This is a genomic window from Paenibacillus sp. FW104-T2, from assembly GCF_058789975.1.
On the sequence record NZ_JBYTCE010000001.1, the window covers coordinates 490,014 to 507,076 of the forward strand.

Here is a 17,063-nt window from a genome sequence, read left to right on the forward strand (position 1 = left end):
GAGCGCACAAAACATGACTGTTCTCTTTACGTCATTACCTCCAAAATTATATGATGTAAGGATAGTTTTAAATGGGGAGGACTTGTACATATGATCGATCAGGAGAATGGCGTGTTCCCGGCGGTTTGCCCGCTTGACTGCCCGGATACTTGCGGCCTGCTGCTTCATAAAGAGAACGGTAAGATCGTGAAGGTGGCGGGCAACCCTGACCATCCGATTACGAAAGGCGCCATCTGCAATAAAGTCAGAAACATGGCAGAGCGGATATATCACCCCGAGCGGCTGCAATATCCGATGAGACGTGTCGGCGCGAAAGGCGAAGGCAAGTTCGAACGTATAAGCTGGGATGAAGCTATCCATGAGATTACGGGGAAATTCAAATCGATATCCGAAAAGTACGGCTCGGAGAGTATCCTGCCATACAGTTTCTACGGCAATATGGGGATCCTTGGGGTAGATGGCATGGATCGTCGTTTCTTCAATGTGCTTGGTGCAAGTATGCTGGAGCAAACGATCTGCAATGCGGCCGGGAATACCGGATGGAAATATACGATGGGCGCCAATCGGGGAACGCTGCCCGAAGATACGGAGCATTCGGACCTTATTTTGGTGTGGGGAGGCAACATTGTCAGTACAAACATGCATCAGGTTGTTCTGGCTGAGAAAGCCCGCAAAAAAGGGGCCCAAATCGTGGTCATCGATGTACACCGGAATCGTACAGCTCAATGGGGAGACTGGTTTATTCCGCTATACCCGGGGACAGACAGCGCACTCGCACTGGGACTGATGAATGTACTGTTTGACCGGGGCCTGACGGACGAAGCCTTTATGCAAAAGTATACTGTGGGCCATGAGGCACTGCGTGATCATGTCCGCGACTACACCCCTGAACGGGTTGCGCGCATCACGGGTGTACCGGAAGCAGATATCGTGAAGCTGGCTGAGCTGTACGGAAACGCACAGGCGGCACATATTCACATCGGCAACGGTCTTCAGCACCATGACAACGGAGGCATGAATGTACGCAGCATTGCCTGTCTGCCTGCCATCACGGGACAATGGCTGAACCGAGGCGGCGGAGCCGTACGCACCAACAGTTATGCGAGCACCAATAGCGACGCACTGGAGCGTCCAGAGCTTCGTAGCAATTCGGAAGCACGGGTTGTGAACATGAACCGGATTGGCGAAGCATTGCTGGAAGCGCAGCAGCCGATCCGGGCATTAATGGTCTACTGCAGCAATCCACTGGTGGTGGCACCGGATACCGAGCGGGTGGAGCGAGGTTTTGCACGGGAAGATTTGTTTACCGTGGTGCATGATCTGTTCATGACGGACACGGCCAAGTATGCAGACATTGTGCTGCCGGCCAAGTCTTCGTTTGAAGCGACAGATCTGTATACGTCCTACTGGCATCAGTATGTTCATCTGCAAGAACCGGTCATTGCCCCAATTGGCGAGAGCAAGAGCAATGTGGAACTGTTTTCGCTGCTGGGACAGGCGATGGGATATGACCCTGAAATCTTCGGTGAGACACCGGAACAGATGATTGCGGACGCTTTGGTGGATACAGGCAATCCTTATATGAACGGAGTGACGCTGGAGGCTCTTCAGGAGCATCGTTTTGTGAAACTGGACATGTCGTCGCATAATTCATTCCTGGAACAGCTGCCTACACCATCCGGGAAGATCGAGCTGTATTCGGAAACGATGGCAGAGAGGGGACTTCCGCCGCTGCCTACATATCGTGCTCTAGTTGAAGGGTATGACGGGGAACATCCGGCCGGACCTGATGATGTGCATCCACTTATGTTCCTGTCGCCACCGAATCACAATTTCCTCAATTCAACCTTTGCCAATACGGAGAAGCATCAACGTATGGAGAAAATGCCCATGCTGCAGATTCATCCGGAGGATGCGGCTCTCAGAAACATTGAAGATGGCGATGCGGTGGTCGTGTGGAATGACCGGGGACGGATCGAACTTACTGCCAAGGTGAGTGAATCCATGCTGCCAGGTACGGTGATTAGCCAAGGCTTGTGGTGGGATGGAAGTGGACGGAAACAGCGGGTGAATTTACTGACATCAAATCGGCTGTCGGACATGGGCAACGGGGCAACGTTCTTCTCGGCCACTGTCGAAGTGAAGCGTCAATGAGTGTACTTGCAGATTGAGGCTTTTCAGGTAAGATGAACAAGGGATAAACCTTGAAGCAAGAATAAAAGGCAATGTTTAATATACAAATGGCCTCCGCTCAGGTAGTTTAAGCCGCCGTGAGTGGAGGTTTGTTTTGTTGTATATGGTAGTAAGGAGAATGAAGATGATGAGATGGCTGGATACATATCCAAAAGAAGTCAAAGTATTTTTGCTGGCAAGTCTGGTTAACGCGACAGGCAGTGCCCTGATGTGGCCGCTAACCACGATGTACGTATTTGATGAACTCGGGCGGACGATGGCTAACGCGGGATTCGTCATTCTGATCCAGTCGCTCGGCGGCATCTTCGGTCAGCTGCTCGGCGGTGCATTATATCACAGGGTCGGCGTGAAGAAGCTGATCATTGGATCGCTTGCCCTAAATGCACTTGGCCTGTTTGCCCTGCCCTGGATTAGTGCGTACTGGGTTGTATTTATATGTGCCATGGGCTGGATCGGGTTGTTCAGTTCCTTGTCGCTGCCTGCGATCCAGGCTTTTATTGGCTTTCGGTTTGCGGAGCGGCGGGGAGAGCTGTTCAATATTATTTATGTGGCGAACAATATCGGTGTAGCGATTGGGACGGCACTCAGCGGTTTCTTGGCCGACTTTTCCTATCACCTCAGCTTTGTACTGAATGGCGTGACCTCTGCCGGGTTTGCAGTCTTCTTTTGGTACTATCTGTCGCGTGTGGATACCAATCAGGGAGAAGTGCATCTGACGAAACGGAAAACGGTCCAGAATGGTCCCGGGATCTGGGCGCTGCTTGGCAACACCAGGTTATACCTGTTTATGAGCCTGGGGGTATTGTTCATCCTATTTGGCAATTCCATCTGGAACACAGGTGTATCGCCGTACATTATCTCCGAAGGGATGGAGAAACGAATGTACGGACTGCTCTGGACACTGAACGGGGTTCTGATCTTCGTGGGCCAACCGTTTACGAGCTGGGTTAAACGCACCATGGCCCGTACCTCCACTGCGCAGATGGCAGCAAGTGCGATTTTCTATGGATTGGCTTATATCGTCATGATCACGATGTACAGCTATCCGGGCATGGTGTTTGCGATGGTGCTGGCCACCTTTGGAGAAATGCTGATCTCACCTGCAACCCCTGCCTTCATTTCCGACCATGCGGGCAGAGCTGCACCATTTTATATTGGAGTCTCCGGCGGTATCGGATCGATCGGTCGTGTCATTGGCCCTTATGTGATGGGTGTGATGTACGATAAACAGGGCTTGATCTCCGTAGCCTGGCTGGCAACGGCGATGGCAGGGGTGGCCCTGCTCGGTTTTGCACTTCATGCCGTCCTGAATCGCCACCGTGAGGTAAAGGAGTATGGGTTGGATACCTAGAGTCTTCTAGGCGGGATATCATTGGAGCAGACATGTTGGACGAGTAGAAGATCCATCCAGCATGTCTGTATGTTTCACAAAACTATGGTTGACAAAATAATGTTTTTATGCTATAATTTACATATTAAATGTTTCCGTATATACTAAGGTTCTCCTGGCCAGGGGGGACCTTATTTTGTTATGCGGGAGGATAAATATGAAGCCAAATGAATCCAGCATTACGTCTTTGATCTCGGCCTTTGGCCGCGCCTATCACAGTCAGTATGACACACCTTTGATTTTCGATGACCACATAGCCAAGGCTCTGATTTCTCCACAGGAGTTTGAACTGATTCGGGAGCAAATGGTGCAGGGCATTCATTTTTTTAATCCAGAAATGGCAGATATGGTGAAGGAGGACCCCGATAAAATATTGAGGTGGATCACACAAGTTCAGCTGTCGCCTATTGCCCTGGCGAGGGCAGCCTACTGCGAGCAGGTGCTGCTCCATGAAGTTAAACTGGGTGCCAGACAATATGTCATTCTGGGAGCCGGAATGGATACCTTTGCGTTAAGAACCCCGGAACTAAGCGACAGGCTGAATATCTTTGAAGTTGACCATCCGGCTACGCAGCAGTTTAAGAGTGATAGGCTGAGTTTGGCCAACCTGTCGATCCCAGACAACTTACACTTGATCCCAATGGACTTTGCGCATGGGTTTGCTTATGGAAATCTGACCAGCAGAGGTTTCAAAAATCAGAGAACCTTCCTCAGCCTGCTTGGCGTTTCGTATTACCTGTCCAAAGAGGTATTGTTCAATCTTTTGCGGCAGGCTTTTGCCAACCTTCCATCCGGAAGCTCGATGGTACTGGATTATGCAGATGAACGACTCTTTGAGGAGAAAGGCATATATAATCGGGTAGAGAACATGTTGAAGCTGGCTGCGTCCTCCGGCGAGCCAATGCAATCCTGTTTCGCGTATCACGAGATCGAAGGCCTGCTGGCGGATGCAGGACTTCTCATCTATGAGCATCTGACACCAGACGATATTCAGGAGAGATACTTCAACAATCGTACAGATGAATTGACTGCTTTTGAGACGGTTCATTTTATCCATGTTGTAAAAAAATAAGCGAATTTAGGGTGCAGCTTGGCATACTCTAAATTAATAAAACACCCTTCCTCCGGTAGGTCAGGGGGAAGGGTATTTGAGCTAAATAATGTACATCTTTATCCAAATTGCGCCTGATGCAGTCGGCTATAGGAGCCTTCTCGTTCGAGAAGTTCATCATGGCTGCCCTGTTCGGCTACGCCACCGTTCTCCACGACAATAATGCGGTCCGCGTGCCGGATGGTTGCCAATCGGTGCGCAATAACGAGCGTTGTACGTCCCTGAGCCAGCTCGGACAGCGCCAGCTGAATGGCAGCTTCTGTTTCGGTATCCAGAGCCGAAGTTGCTTCGTCAAGGATTAGAATGGGCGGATTTTTCAGAATCATGCGGGCAATAGACAGGCGCTGTTTCTGGCCTCCGGACAATTTCACGCCGCGTTCACCAATCATGGTGTCGAGACCTTCTGGCTGTGACCGTACAAGCTCTTCCAATTGTGCACGACGGATGGCTTCCCAGATTTCCTCATCCGATGCATTCAATTTGCCGTAGGTAATATTTTCACGAATGGTGCCGTCAAACAGGAATATGTCCTGCTGTACAATGCCGATATTGGAGCGCAGCGACTCCAGCGTCATATCCTTCACAGGAATGCCGTCAATAGTAATATGGCCAGCATCCACATCATAGAAGCGCGGGATCAGGCTGCACAGCGTGGATTTGCCCGCTCCGGAGGGTCCAACCAGTGCAACGGTCTGCCCGGCTTGAATCTCCAGATTGACCTGGTCCAATGTAGGCTTATGTTCACCATAGGAAAAGCTAACATTATGGAAAGCGATATCTCCGCTTACGCTTGTGATGGGCTTGGCCTGCAGTGTATCTTCTACATCTGGCACAGCTTCGAGCAATTCCAGGTACCGCTTGAAACCAGCAATGCCTTTCGGATAGGTTTCAATGACAGAGTTAATCTGTTTGATCGGACCCAGGAAAATATTCGACAGCATCACGAAGGCGATAAATTCCCCGTAGGTCATACTTCCTTGAATGACAAACCATGTTCCGCATACCAGCACAAACAGCGAGACGAATTTCATCAAAATAAAGCTAAGCGAGGAGTTCCATGCCATAATGCGGTAGGTGATCAGTTTGGTAAGGCGGAAGCGTTCATTATTTTCAGTAAAACGACCGATTTCGTGATTTTCATTGGCAAAAGCCTGTACTACACGGATTCCACTAACGTTGTTCTCTACCCGTGCATTATAGTCTGCAATATCGGCAAACATGCGTTTGAAGGCACTGGACATTTTGCGGCTGAAATACAGGGACAGGTAGATCATCAGCGGCACGATGATAAAGGTTAGTACGGCGAGCTGCCAATTGATGCTGAGCATGATACCGAAGGCACCGGCCAGCGTCATCAGGGCAATAAATAAATCCTCCGGTCCGTGGTGCGCAATTTCCCCAATATCCATCAGATCATTGGTCATACGTGAAACAAGGTGGCCTGTCTTGTTATTGTCGAAGAAGCGGAAGGACTGTTTCTGTACACGTGTGAACAGTTCTCTCCGCATATCGGATTCAATGTTAATCCCCAGCTTATGTCCCCAATAGGTGACTGCAAAATGAAAAAAGGAACTAAGCAGATAGATGCCGAGCAATGCGGCACATGCCGTAAGAATCATGGACCAGTTGCCCTCAGGGAGCAGCTTGTCCACCACCTGGTTTACTGCCAGCGGAAACACGAGTTCCAGCAGAGCAGCTGCAATGGCACAAGAGAAATCCAGAATGAAAAGTCCCCTGTAAGGACGGTAATATGCCATGAAACGGCGAAGCATATGTATTTCTCCTTTCTATAACGCAAAAGCCCAGGCAGGCTTCAAGGCCTGTCCAGACACAGCGTTCGGTCGTGTTGAATTATTTTATAAATGCTATTTACTTGCGGTTCTACTGCGTACGTCCACGACGATCATATCAGCCTGAGTCGTTCGATGCTGCTGCAGTTGTTTCGGTCGACCCGTTGGTAGTTTCCGCCCCTGCACACTGCTGCAGGCAGACAGAATCATAATGATGGCCAGCATAAACAGCAAGCCGGAAAAACGTTAATTGACGGTAAACATCGGTAAGTTCCTCCTGTGATAATCAATAATGATTATTATTCTCATTAATAACATAGAGGAAGATTTTACATTTGTAAATGGACAACCATGATCAATGTTCCATGGACAATGTTATTTTGTGCATTATAGTCTGCAGCTGTTCAATAACCGATAGGGGATCATATCCGTAAAACTTGTCTTCTTCAATCCCATAGACTTGACCATTGCCAACGGCATTTATTTCGGTGAAAATGAATAAAGAGGTTGAAATCGCTATCAACACCGACTATAATAAAAATGTCGAAACGTTTCAATGTCTTGCCAAGAAGCATGTCCATACAATTTTTGTAATGAACTGCCTGTTGGGTGTACATTGAAGGGCTTGTCTCGATGCTAATGGATCTCCAGTTAAAGCTGGTCCGATTGAGCCGTTGGGTAAGAAGTCAAATGGAAGAATTTTTTTTGATATCACTTCGAAACGTTTCGATTGAATAGAAACGAATATCATTCAATGATATAGTATAGAATTTGGTGGTTGTCACAACCATTTACAGTATAAAATGTAGGTAACTTATGAAATTGGTCAAGTTAGAAGGAGCGAACGTGGAATGGCAACGATTAAGGATGTGGCAAAGCTGGCAGGTGTGGCGCTCTCGACCGCTTCCTATGCATTAAACGGGGACAGCAAGGTTAGCGCCAAGACCAAGGCAAAAGTGCTGGAGGCAGCCCGGGAACTGAATTATCGCAAAAACGGCTTTGCCATGGACCTGAAACGGAGCCGGACGAATACGATTGCGCTAATTCTGACTGATCTTTCGGGTCCGTATTACTCAGAGTTGATTCGCAGTGTTCAGGATGTGGCGCTTGCGAATGGATATGATCTGATTGCCTGCAGTTCTATGGGCGGTCGTGATTCAACAGCAGTCCGGTTTTTGCGGGAAAAGAGAGTGGATGGTGCGATTGTACTCGCACACAACATCCATGATGACATTTTGGTGGAATCTGCGGGGCATCGTTTTCCTATTATTGTAATGGATCGTCATCTGTCGGGTGACCATCTGGTCAATGTGCTGGTTGACGGTGAACAAGGTGGATACCTGGCTACGCGTCACCTTATTAATGAGGGACACCGGAAGATTGCCTACATTAGCGGTCCATCCAACTCGTATGATAATGCCCTGCGTTACCAGGGATATCTGAGAGCCATGCAGGAAGCAGGGCTTGAGGAAAAATCCAAATGGCGTCTAAGCGGCAATTTCGTTCGTGAAGGCGGGCATAGCGCAACCAAAATGATGATTATGCAGGGCGAGCTTCCAACCGCTGTATTTTACGGGAATGACGAAATGGCTATAGGTGGTTTGAAGGCACTGGAAGAGAGCGGCATATCCGTACCCAATGATATTTCGGTTATCGGATTTGATGACATTCAATTGTCTGAATTCGTTCGTCCTCCCCTCACTACCGTAAGGCAACCGAAGCACGAGGCAGGATCACTTGCAGGACATCTGCTGTTCCAGATGCTGAATGGTGAAGCCGTGAATCCATCGTATACGTTGACGATTGATATGGTGGAACGCGAATCTGTACGCTCTGTGCAGGCAGAGTCGGGTAACCAGCCCGCGTAAGAAGCAGCGTTTGGATGGATATGGTTCCTGGTATGCCTGGAGCATAAGGGACCGTATCTTAAATAAATAATCTAATGATCCTAACGTAAATCTCGTTGAACAGGAGATGAAGCAATGGCTTTGATTCAATGCCAGTTGTTCGCCGAAAGTCTTAGCGTGTCTACAGACATTACCCTTATACTGCCTGAGCGTTCACCGCTTCGCGCAAGCCGGAATGGAAAACTGCCTGTTCTGTATCTGCTGCATGGACGCGGTGCAGACCACTCCGAATGGACACGGCATTCATCCATCGAACGATTGGCCGAGGCCCGGGGAATTGCGGTTGTGATGCCATCGGCAGGGCGAAGCTACTATATGGATATGCAGCAGGGCGGGTCTTATTTTACATATATAAGTGAGGAACTGCCTGCATTCGTGAAGTCGCTCTTTCCCATCTCGGACCGCCGTGAAGATACATTTGTAACAGGCGTTTCCATGGGCGGGTATGGTGCATTCAAGCTGGGTCTACGTTTTCCGGAACGATATGCTGCGGCAGCCAGCCTCTCGGGCGGGCTAGATCTGGCAAGCAGGGTACGTGGCGAGGGGAACTTCACCCTTGCAGAAATGCAGAGCATCTTCGGGAGTCCGGAGCGAATTGAAGGCAGTGATGACGATCTGCTGGCCGTTAGCCGCAGGCTGGCTGCGTCAGGGACGGCGTTCCCGCAATTGTATCAATGCTGCGGGACAGAAGATTTTCTGTATGAAGCCAACCAGACATTTCTGCATACGATGAAGGAACTGGATGTACAGGTGACGTATGAGGAAGAGCCAGGTGGCCATGAGTGGAGTTATTGGGATATGAAGATCAAGCGTGTTCTGGAATGGTTGCCTGTTCAGGTATAGCCAGCTTGAAAATAAAACCAGGGGTTCGTAACCGGATTGGCCTTGAAGAGGCCGGTTTGCAGAGGAACCCTATTCTTTTTCGGTCGATTCGAAACGTTTCGATTTTTACTAAATGAAGGAGTGAATGACATGACAACGATGATTAATGAACCGATCCGGCTGACTGCCGGGGAATTGACGTTTACCTTTTTGAACAGTGGGGACCTGTACCAGGCAACTTCCGGTACAACCATGCTGAACCAGCTGCTAAGCAACCAGATCGATGGTTCTCTGAACAATCTGTACCTGCGAGTACATGAGGGCGAGAACATTAGCTCTTTCCCGCTGCTGGGTGCACGTTCGAACAGTAAAGTCATTACAAGCAAGACTCAGCCAGACAATCAACTGATCTGGGAAGGCAGCATCCCATTGGAAGGCCAGGAACAAGGCATTGGTTATCAGGTCGTGTTCACTGCAACATCGCAAGGCGTTTGGTTCTGGGATGTGAAACTGAAAGGGCAGCATAACGGAGTGGATATCGTCTACGGACAGGATGTTGGACTGGCTGATCCAGGTGCGGTACGCAGCAACGAGGCCTATCTGTCACAGTATATTGACCATACTGTCTTTGAAGATGGAACGAAGGGATATGTCGTTTGTTCGCGTCAAAACCAGCCTCAGGGCGGCGCATTCCCATATATGCAGCAGGGTTCTTTGACCAAGGCAGTCGGTTACTCCACAGACGGCTTCCAGTTCTTCGGTCTGTCCTACAAGGAAACCAACGAACCGGAAAGTCTCAGCCGTAAAACGCTGGCTAATGAGACTTATCAATATGAGTTCGCCTATACGGCGCTGCAATCCGAGCTGTTGAACCTGAACGGGGAAGCTGAGGTTGTTTTCTATGGACTGGTGAAGTCCAATCATCCAGAAGGCATTTCTGCACTGGAGTATGCAGATGAAGTGACTGCGGCTTGGGACGCTGTACAGAAACTCGAAGTTCAGTACGGTGAAACACTCGAGCAAGTGAAGCTGTCTTCCAGCCTGGGCGAGCCGCTTGTGGCACTGGACCTGACGGAAGATGAAATCAAGGAACTGTTCCCTGATCGTCATCAGGAAGAGCGTAATGAGGATTCACTCCTGTCCTTCTTCACAGGCAGCTACGAACATATCGTCCTGAAAGCCAAGGAACTGCTGGTGGAGCGTCCTCACGGTCATATCCTGATGAGCGGTGGCAACGTGAAGCTTGGAGCACCGGTCATTACAACAACTTCTTATATGTACGGTATCTTCAACTCGCAGCTAGTTATCGGCAACACCAATTTTAACAAAATGATCAGTAACGCCCGAAATGCACTGAACGTGCCGAAGACCGCTGGCCAACGCATTTACGTAGAGATGGATGGCCAATATCGTCTGCTCACGATGCCCTCACTGTTCGAAATTGGCTTCAACTATGTGCGCTGGATGTACAAAACTGAATCCGATACACTCATCGTAACGAACTATACAGGTGCACATACAACCGAAGTGAGCATGAATGTGCGTTCTACAAGCGGTAAAGCCTATCGCTACCTGGTAACCAACCAGATCACAATGAACGTGAACGAGTACGAATATCCGCTGCACATGACGCAGGATGGCAATACACTGGTCTTCAAAGCGGACCCAAAAGCAATCAGTGCCGGCACATATCCTGACTTGCAATATCGCATGTCTGTAGAGGGTGCCTCAATGAACGCAGGCGACGAGACGCTGCTGGCAAGCGGTATTCTCAGTGGATCGGCTTCGCTGGTTACGCTTAGCCTGGAAGAGAGTGCAGAGTGGACGCTTAAGGTGCAGGGTGTACTGGAAGGCCAAGCTGCTGAAGCTGGATCAACTCTTGCATTTGAAGAGGAAGTACAGGCTTATCGCGAATTCTTCGCGGGTGTAATGAATGGCTTCCGTTTGTCCCGCGGCGAAGGTCAGAGTGCTGAGGACCTGTTCAAAGTGAATGCCTTGGCTTGGTGGTACACACACAACATGCTGGTGCACTATTCCGTGCCTCACGGTCTGGAGCAATACGGCGGCGCAGCATGGGGTACAAGGGACGTATGTCAGGGTCCGGTTGAATACTTCATGGCTACTCAAAAATACGAGCAGGTACGCGACATCATCAAAATGGTCTACACGCACCAATACGAGGATGACGGCAACTGGCCGCAATGGTTCATGTTTGATAAATATTTTGCCATTCAACAGGAAGAGAGTCACGGTGATATCATCGTCTGGCCGCTGAAAGTGCTGGCTGACTATCTGACGGCGACGCGCGACTATGCGATTCTGGATGAGAAGGTGCCTTACACTGTCAAACACAGCTTCGGATTCACGGAAGACACAGCAACGGTACTGGATCATGCGAAGAAAGAGATCGAATACATTCGTTCGCACTTCCTGCACGATACGTTCCTGTCTTCCTATGGCGATGGGGACTGGGACGATACCCTGCAGCCAGCCAATGCACAGCTCAAGCAGTTTATGGTGAGCAGCTGGACGGTAGCTCTGACGTATCAATCCGTTAACGTGCTGTCACAGGCTTTGAAATACAAGGATGCTTCCTTCGCAGAGGAGCTTGAAGCTCTGGCTCAGGGTATCCGTGAAGACTTCAACCGTTACATGCTGGGAACCGATGTTATTCCGGGCTTTGTGTACATGGAGGACGCGGATCAGGCGAAGCTGATGCTGCATCCGACCGATACAGAGACAGGCATTCAGTATCGTCTGCTGCCTATGACACGCAGCATGATCGGTGAATTGCTTACGGCAGAACAGGCTGAATCGCATTATGCACTGATTCGCGAGCATTTCCTGTGCCCGGATGGCGTGCGCTTGATGAATCGTCCGGCTCAGTATGCCGGCGGTGTGAGCACCCACTTCAAGCGGGCAGAACAGGCATCCAACTTCGGACGTGAGATCGGTTTGCAGTACGTACACGCCCACATTCGTTATGTGGAAGCAATGGCCAAACTCGGTAAGACCGATCAGGTTTGGAGTGGACTCGCGATGATCAATCCGGTTGGAATCGGTGAGGTTGTGCCTAATGCAGAGATCCGTCAAGCCAATGCGTACTTCAGCAGTTCCGACGGCAAATTCAACACACGTTATGAGGCGCAGGAGCATTTTGATCAATTGCGCAAAGGTACCGTACAGGTGAAGGGTGGATGGAGAATCTATTCCAGCGGCCCGGGGATCTACATGAACCAGCTGATCTCGAATGCACTCGGTATCCGTCAGGAAGGTGGAGATCTGGTCATTGACCCTGTCCTGCCAGCCGAGCTGGATGGCATGCAGTTCGAGTTTGAATATGCAGGCGAACCGGTAACGTTTATCTATCACCTGAACGAAGGATCGGTTAACCGCGTAACCGTAAACGGCAAGGAGATCCGCACAGAAGTTACGGCAAACCGTTACCGTCAGGGCGGCGTCTGCATCTCACTGGATGAGTTCAGACAGCTGCGTACTTCGGACCGTACCATCGTAGATATTTATATGTAACTCACTTCTTATAGCTTGATGCTTGAGTGTAATGAAAGGCCATCCTCCTTAACAGGCAGGATGGTCTTTTTTCATGAAACGTGAGAGACAATGGTCCATGGCCTATGTCAGATGGGGAGAGCGCGCTGGCTGATCACCTTTATTAACGCAGCGGAACTGCCAGGATCGTCTGCAGCAGCTCATTGTGACGAACGGTTTTCGTAACATAGCCATGCGTCTCAAACCACCCGGTTAATTCATCCAGCAGGGGGAAATGGCGTTCTCTTATGGCAAGCAGCTGCTCACCGTTTCCATCTGCCTCAGCTTGTCTTATATAAGCCTCGCGGTGAAGTGCGTCCGCAAACATGAGATCGGTTAGACAGATTCGTCCCCGCGGGGTTAATACCCGCTGCATCTCCTGCAGTGCCAGCTGCTGCTGGTCGGGACTCAGATGATGGAAGGCGAAGCTGGATACAAGAAAATCAAAGGTCTGGTCGGCAAAAGGCAGCGCCAGGAAGTTCCCCAGCTTCAAATGCATCCCGGGATACTTGGTACGGCATGTACGCAGCATTTCTCTGGACTGGTCAATCCCTGTCATGATGGCTTGGCGTTCCAGTAGTTTGCCAGCAAGATTGCCCGTACCTGTTCCGATATCAAGTCCGTGTTCACTGGGAACAGGGGAGATCCAATTCGCAGTCTGTTCCAGCGCCTCGTCATAGTTGTGATATAGATAAAAGGAAGTCGATGGGGCCTTCTGGGTATCTGGGTATTCTTCGGTGCACCCAGATTCGTTATAAGGCATGCTATCGGCTTCCTCCGGGAAAGATGGGGAAGATGCAGGGATGCTGCCGCTCTTGGCGTGAACACGCTCATCATGGATAGCAGCCTGGGTATCATAGTTCCAACGATCATGCCAGTTCTGGCGTGCTTCCCGCAAGCGGCGTGAACTGTCTGCAAGCTCATGGAGATGGCTAACATCCAGCGGCCCGTCTTGACGATTGAGATCAATCATGCGCTGGGTCGTATCCAGCATGCGTTTCAGTTCAACCCACTGGGCATACATGACGGCCTGCTGCAGCTCCAGATATTCCTCCAGCCGCTGCTGGTTGCCTTGATCAATCTCACTGAGCGCGTGAGTAATATCCTGAAGTGACATGCCGATCTCCCGCAGTGCGGCAATCGTCTGAAGCCGCCAGATGTCATTTTCCGTGTAGCTCCGGTATCCATTGCTGGCCTGCTTGGCGGGGAGAATTAATCCTTTTTCCTCGTAAAAACGGATCGCTCTGGGGGATATGCCAAGCCTGCTTGCCGCCTCTTTGATATTCAAGGGCCGCACCTCCTTCATGATAATCAGTATAAACGATGACGTAACGTAAAGGTTAAGGGGAGATCCCCATTTTAGTTCGGGCTTAGGGCTGTGCTACAATATAATCAGATGAAAAAAATGCGCTAGTGGCATCTATAAGCTATTATCCAAGGGCCATGTAACGCGCTGGAATAATGTAATTACCTGTATGAAAGGTTGAAATGCGATGCTTACCCGTCAAACGTATAAAATTCGGCCTTCCGAGATGAAGGATGCACCCCAACTGATGGAGATGGATGCTCTGGTGTGGGATATCCATACCTCTCCAGCGCCATTTCATTGGAAGTCCAGACAGCAATTTCTGCAGCATTGTCCGCCCGGCAGCCAGCTGGTTGCCGTTCAGGGAGAACGGGTCTGCGGCTATGTGGGCTTTTATCCGGCTACGGGGATGCCTGTCAATCGTCATGTCTACGAGATTAATATTGCTGTTCATCCCAATGACCGGCGCAGTGGCGTGGCCACGTCCCTGATGCATGCCATGAAAGAATATGCTCGTGAACAGGGGATTCATAAGCTGCGCCTTCGCGTGCTGTCGAGCAATCCGGGAGCGATCGCTTTTTATACCCAATGTGGATTTGAGACGGAGGGCCGACTGGTGTCGGAATTTTATATCGCCGGGAAGTATGTGGACGATATTCTCATGAGTTATTTTATTCGGAATGAACGGTAGTTCGATGACGAAGGAGGAACAATATAATGGATATGGGACTTCGGGGTAAAAAAGCATTGGTGCTGGCATCCAGTCAGGGACTGGGCAAGGCAGTGGCAGCACAGCTGGCCGCAGAAGGCGCAGACGTGATGCTTGCGAGCAGGAACGAGGAGAAGCTCGCAGCCGTCAAACAAGAACTGCTGGAACTGGACGGCGGAGGACGCGTTGAATACTGCGTAACGGATGTTACACGCAAGGAAGACATTAAAGCATTAATCCATAAGACTGGGGAGCTGTTCGGGCAGATTGATATTCTGGTGAACAACTCTGGCGGTCCTCCTTCGGGAACATTTGAATCATTGACCGATGAGGATTGGGAACGTGCATTTGAGTTGAATGTGCTGAGCTATGTACGTATGATTCGTGGGGCCCTCCCTTATATGAAGACCAACGGCGGACATATTGTGAATATTGCTTCAACTTCGGTGAAACAGCCCATTCCGGGGCTGATTCTGTCCAACACGTTCCGCACGGGTGTCTTTGGTCTGGCGAAGACGCTATCACAGGAGCTTGCCCCTTATGGGATTCTGATCAATACGGTGGCACCCGGACGAATTGGAACGGATCGGATACATGAACTCGACTCTGCGCGTGCAGAGCAGAATGGAGTCAGTGAAGAAGAGGTGGCAGAACAATTCCGCAAGGAAATCCCTCTGGGACGATACGGTCAGCCTGAGGAATTTGCCAAAGCGGTGGTGTTTCTGTTATCCGGGGCGAATACGTACATTACCGGTACTTCGCTAGTGGTGGATGGCGGTATGGTACGAGCTCTCTAAGATGGAAAGGTCATTTGTCTGAAGAGTTCCGGTTATATATGGGAACGATGTAAAACCCTCTGTCACCATGGGTGAAGACAGAGGGTTTTTGATCGAAAATATGCAAAAACATACAAACGAGCTGGCACGATCCATCAGGCCGGATCCGTGCTGTTCGTGCTGGTGGATTCGACTGAGCTGCCTGAATCGGATTCAGTTCCTGATGCCTCGCCACGCTTGCCTCTGGAACCTTGTCGTGCTTCCGGCAGTACGCCGTTTACCAAGTCCGTCACCCGTTCGTTCAGGCCGGCTATCCGTTTGTCATACTGGGTCTGTGTGATATTCCCGTCAGACAGCTGCTGCTGCAGCTCGCTCTTCCCGGCAGCGACTAGCTTGTCGATTACAGTCTGCACGTCTACATTATTGCTGGCAGCGATCTCGGCAATCGTGCTGCCTGCCTTGCGGGCTTCCTTCAGCTCGTCTACTGTTACGCCGAGGGCGGAGACCAGTTCATTCGTGTATCGGCCATGCCCGGCTCCCTTGTTAGCATTTATGGATTTTGATGATTTCGATGTATGTGAATTCGTTGTGGTGCTGGCATTTTTCTTCTGAGCTGAAGTGCCCGCAGCCGGATCGGCACTCGCGGTGGTGTTTGCAAACCATCCTCCACCAAGCGCGATCGTCAAAGCCATCGTGCTGGTAATCATCATCGTTCTTGATGTTCTGCTTCTCTTCATCAGCGATCATCCTCTTTCTCAGTATAGTTGTGTATGGTATGGGCCAAGAACCCACAACGTTATCTTTGGCGTCCAGGATGAAGAGGGGATGAAAATGACCTTAAGGGGCAGTAAAAGTTGAATTTGTCGGCCCCATGCAAAATGCCCCTTACCTGCATGAAGGTAGCTTCGTGCAGATAGGGGCATTCCATGTTGTATCCATATGTATGCGGGGTTAGCGTAAAAGCTCCCATTCATGCTGCAGCATGCCGTACACGGCATGATTGACGTATCCCTTAGGCAGTTTCTCTGCCTGACGAATAACACCTTCCAGGACAAATCCAAGACGCTCAGGGATGGCGCGGCTGCGCTTGTTGTTCGTAGCTGAACGAATCTCGACCCGGTTCAGGTCCAGGGTGACCAGAGCATAATCGACCAGAACACGACAAGCGCTGGTCATTAATCCCTGTCCTTCGAAGCCCTTGCCGAGCCAGTATCCGATGCTTACCGAACGGTTGGTCCAGTTAATCTCATGGAATCCGATAATACCGGCAAGTTCACCCTTCAGCCATACACCCGCAGTGAAGCCTCCATTATCGGCAGCCTGCTTCAGCGCATTGTTGATAAAGTTTGAGGTATGTTCAATTTCTGTTACATGGTCCACCCATGGCAGCCAGTGTCTCAATTGATCGCGGGAGCGGTCCGTAAGTTCGAACAGCGGCTTGGTATGCTCTATAGAGAGTGGACGGAGTTCGGTATATTCATCCAATGAATAGGTAAACATGAGTGCAACC

At 50.1% G+C, this 17,063-nt stretch carries 13 protein-coding genes; 8 read left to right on the forward strand and 5 right to left on the reverse strand.

From position 1 onward, the window contains the following. The first annotated feature begins 90 nt into the window (after window positions 1–90). The 3 genes from AC3WQ3_RS02155 (at window position 91) to AC3WQ3_RS02165 (ending at window position 4,655) form a co-directional block, all read left to right on the forward strand. Window positions 91–2,154, forward strand: a complete 2,064-nt coding sequence (locus AC3WQ3_RS02155; protein ID WP_492471328.1) for a molybdopterin-containing oxidoreductase family protein — start codon at window positions 91–93, stop codon at window positions 2,152–2,154. Between the two features lie 166 nt (window positions 2,155–2,320). Next, window positions 2,321–3,544 (forward strand): MFS transporter, encoded by a 1,224-nt coding sequence (locus AC3WQ3_RS02160; RefSeq protein ID WP_127537629.1) that lies wholly within the window; start codon window positions 2,321–2,323, stop codon window positions 3,542–3,544. A gap of 196 nt (window positions 3,545–3,740) precedes the next feature. Further along, entirely contained in the window at window positions 3,741–4,655 is a 915-nt protein-coding gene (locus AC3WQ3_RS02165) for a class I SAM-dependent methyltransferase (RefSeq protein ID WP_492471329.1), read from the forward strand. A 98-nt stretch (window positions 4,656–4,753) separates the two neighbouring features. On the opposite strand, the gene AC3WQ3_RS02170 is transcribed toward AC3WQ3_RS02165, so the two are convergent. Together AC3WQ3_RS02170 and AC3WQ3_RS02175 are read right to left on the reverse strand one after the other, a co-directional pair. Continuing rightward, window positions 4,754–6,466: an ABC transporter ATP-binding protein gene (locus AC3WQ3_RS02170; RefSeq protein ID WP_492471330.1), complete on the reverse strand. Its 1,713-nt coding sequence runs from the start codon at window positions 6,464–6,466 to the stop codon at window positions 4,754–4,756. Window positions 6,467–6,559: 93 nt separating this feature from the next. Further along, a complete protein-coding gene (locus tag AC3WQ3_RS02175; RefSeq protein ID WP_492471331.1) occupies window positions 6,560–6,718 on the reverse strand; it encodes a hypothetical protein in 159 nt (52 codons plus the stop codon). A gap of 617 nt (window positions 6,719–7,335) precedes the next feature. Between AC3WQ3_RS02175 and AC3WQ3_RS02180 the strand changes: the two genes are divergently transcribed. The 3 genes from AC3WQ3_RS02180 (at window position 7,336) to AC3WQ3_RS02190 (ending at window position 12,744) form a co-directional block, all read left to right on the forward strand. Continuing rightward, entirely contained in the window at window positions 7,336–8,352 is a 1,017-nt protein-coding gene (locus tag AC3WQ3_RS02180) for a LacI family DNA-binding transcriptional regulator (RefSeq protein ID WP_336782214.1), read from the forward strand. A 114-nt stretch (window positions 8,353–8,466) separates the two neighbouring features. Continuing rightward, window positions 8,467–9,234 (forward strand): alpha/beta hydrolase, encoded by a 768-nt coding sequence (locus tag AC3WQ3_RS02185; protein WP_336782212.1) that lies wholly within the window; start codon window positions 8,467–8,469, stop codon window positions 9,232–9,234. Window positions 9,235–9,363: 129 nt separating this feature from the next. Next, window positions 9,364–12,744, forward strand: a complete 3,381-nt coding sequence (locus tag AC3WQ3_RS02190; protein WP_492471333.1) for a GH36-type glycosyl hydrolase domain-containing protein — start codon at window positions 9,364–9,366, stop codon at window positions 12,742–12,744. Window positions 12,745–12,886: 142 nt separating this feature from the next. On the opposite strand, the gene AC3WQ3_RS02195 is transcribed toward AC3WQ3_RS02190, so the two are convergent. Beyond that, window positions 12,887–14,059, reverse strand: a complete 1,173-nt coding sequence (locus AC3WQ3_RS02195) for a methyltransferase domain-containing protein (RefSeq protein WP_492471408.1) — start codon at window positions 14,057–14,059, stop codon at window positions 12,887–12,889. A 196-nt stretch (window positions 14,060–14,255) separates the two neighbouring features. Here AC3WQ3_RS02195 and AC3WQ3_RS02200 point away from each other — a divergent pair, with 196 nt between their 5' ends. Beyond that, the gene (locus AC3WQ3_RS02200; RefSeq protein WP_127537289.1) at window positions 14,256–14,759 is read left to right on the forward strand and encodes a GNAT family N-acetyltransferase; all 504 of its coding nucleotides are present in this window, start codon (window positions 14,256–14,258) and stop codon (window positions 14,757–14,759) included. A 26-nt stretch (window positions 14,760–14,785) separates the two neighbouring features. Next, window positions 14,786–15,574 (forward strand): SDR family oxidoreductase, encoded by a 789-nt coding sequence (locus tag AC3WQ3_RS02205; protein ID WP_492471334.1) that lies wholly within the window; start codon window positions 14,786–14,788, stop codon window positions 15,572–15,574. Window positions 15,575–15,708: 134 nt separating this feature from the next. Here the strand turns inward: AC3WQ3_RS02205 and AC3WQ3_RS02210 are convergent, their stop codons facing one another. Together AC3WQ3_RS02210 and AC3WQ3_RS02215 are read right to left on the reverse strand one after the other, a co-directional pair. Next, window positions 15,709–16,290 (reverse strand): hypothetical protein, encoded by a 582-nt coding sequence (locus AC3WQ3_RS02210; RefSeq protein ID WP_492471335.1) that lies wholly within the window; start codon window positions 16,288–16,290, stop codon window positions 15,709–15,711. A 214-nt stretch (window positions 16,291–16,504) separates the two neighbouring features. Then, on the reverse strand, window positions 16,505–17,053 hold the full coding sequence (locus AC3WQ3_RS02215; protein ID WP_110758574.1) for a GNAT family N-acetyltransferase: 549 nt from the start codon (window positions 17,051–17,053) through the stop codon (window positions 16,505–16,507). Between the last annotated feature and the right edge of the window lie 10 nt (window positions 17,054–17,063).

Excerpts from the sequence above, each read along its gene's own strand:
- AC3WQ3_RS02155 (WP_492471328.1), top strand. The coding sequence starts at position 91 with ATGATCGATCAGGAGAATGGCGTGTTCCCGGCGGTTTGCCCGCTTGAC.
- AC3WQ3_RS02160 (WP_127537629.1), top strand. The coding sequence starts at position 2,321 with ATGAGATGGCTGGATACATATCCAAAAGAAGTCAAAGTATTTTTGCTG.
- AC3WQ3_RS02165 (WP_492471329.1), top strand. The coding sequence starts at position 3,741 with ATGAAGCCAAATGAATCCAGCATTACGTCTTTGATCTCGGCCTTTGGC.
- AC3WQ3_RS02170 (WP_492471330.1), bottom strand. The coding sequence starts at position 6,466 with ATGCTTCGCCGTTTCATGGCATATTACCGTCCTTACAGGGGACTTTTC.
- AC3WQ3_RS02180 (WP_336782214.1), top strand. The coding sequence starts at position 7,336 with ATGGCAACGATTAAGGATGTGGCAAAGCTGGCAGGTGTGGCGCTCTCG.
- AC3WQ3_RS02185 (WP_336782212.1), top strand. The coding sequence starts at position 8,467 with ATGGCTTTGATTCAATGCCAGTTGTTCGCCGAAAGTCTTAGCGTGTCT.
- AC3WQ3_RS02190 (WP_492471333.1), top strand. The coding sequence starts at position 9,364 with ATGACAACGATGATTAATGAACCGATCCGGCTGACTGCCGGGGAATTG.
- AC3WQ3_RS02200 (WP_127537289.1), top strand. The coding sequence starts at position 14,256 with ATGCTTACCCGTCAAACGTATAAAATTCGGCCTTCCGAGATGAAGGAT.
- AC3WQ3_RS02205 (WP_492471334.1), top strand. The coding sequence starts at position 14,786 with ATGGATATGGGACTTCGGGGTAAAAAAGCATTGGTGCTGGCATCCAGT.
- AC3WQ3_RS02210 (WP_492471335.1), bottom strand. The coding sequence starts at position 16,290 with ATGAAGAGAAGCAGAACATCAAGAACGATGATGATTACCAGCACGATG.
- AC3WQ3_RS02215 (WP_110758574.1), bottom strand. The coding sequence starts at position 17,053 with ATGTTTACCTATTCATTGGATGAATATACCGAACTCCGTCCACTCTCT.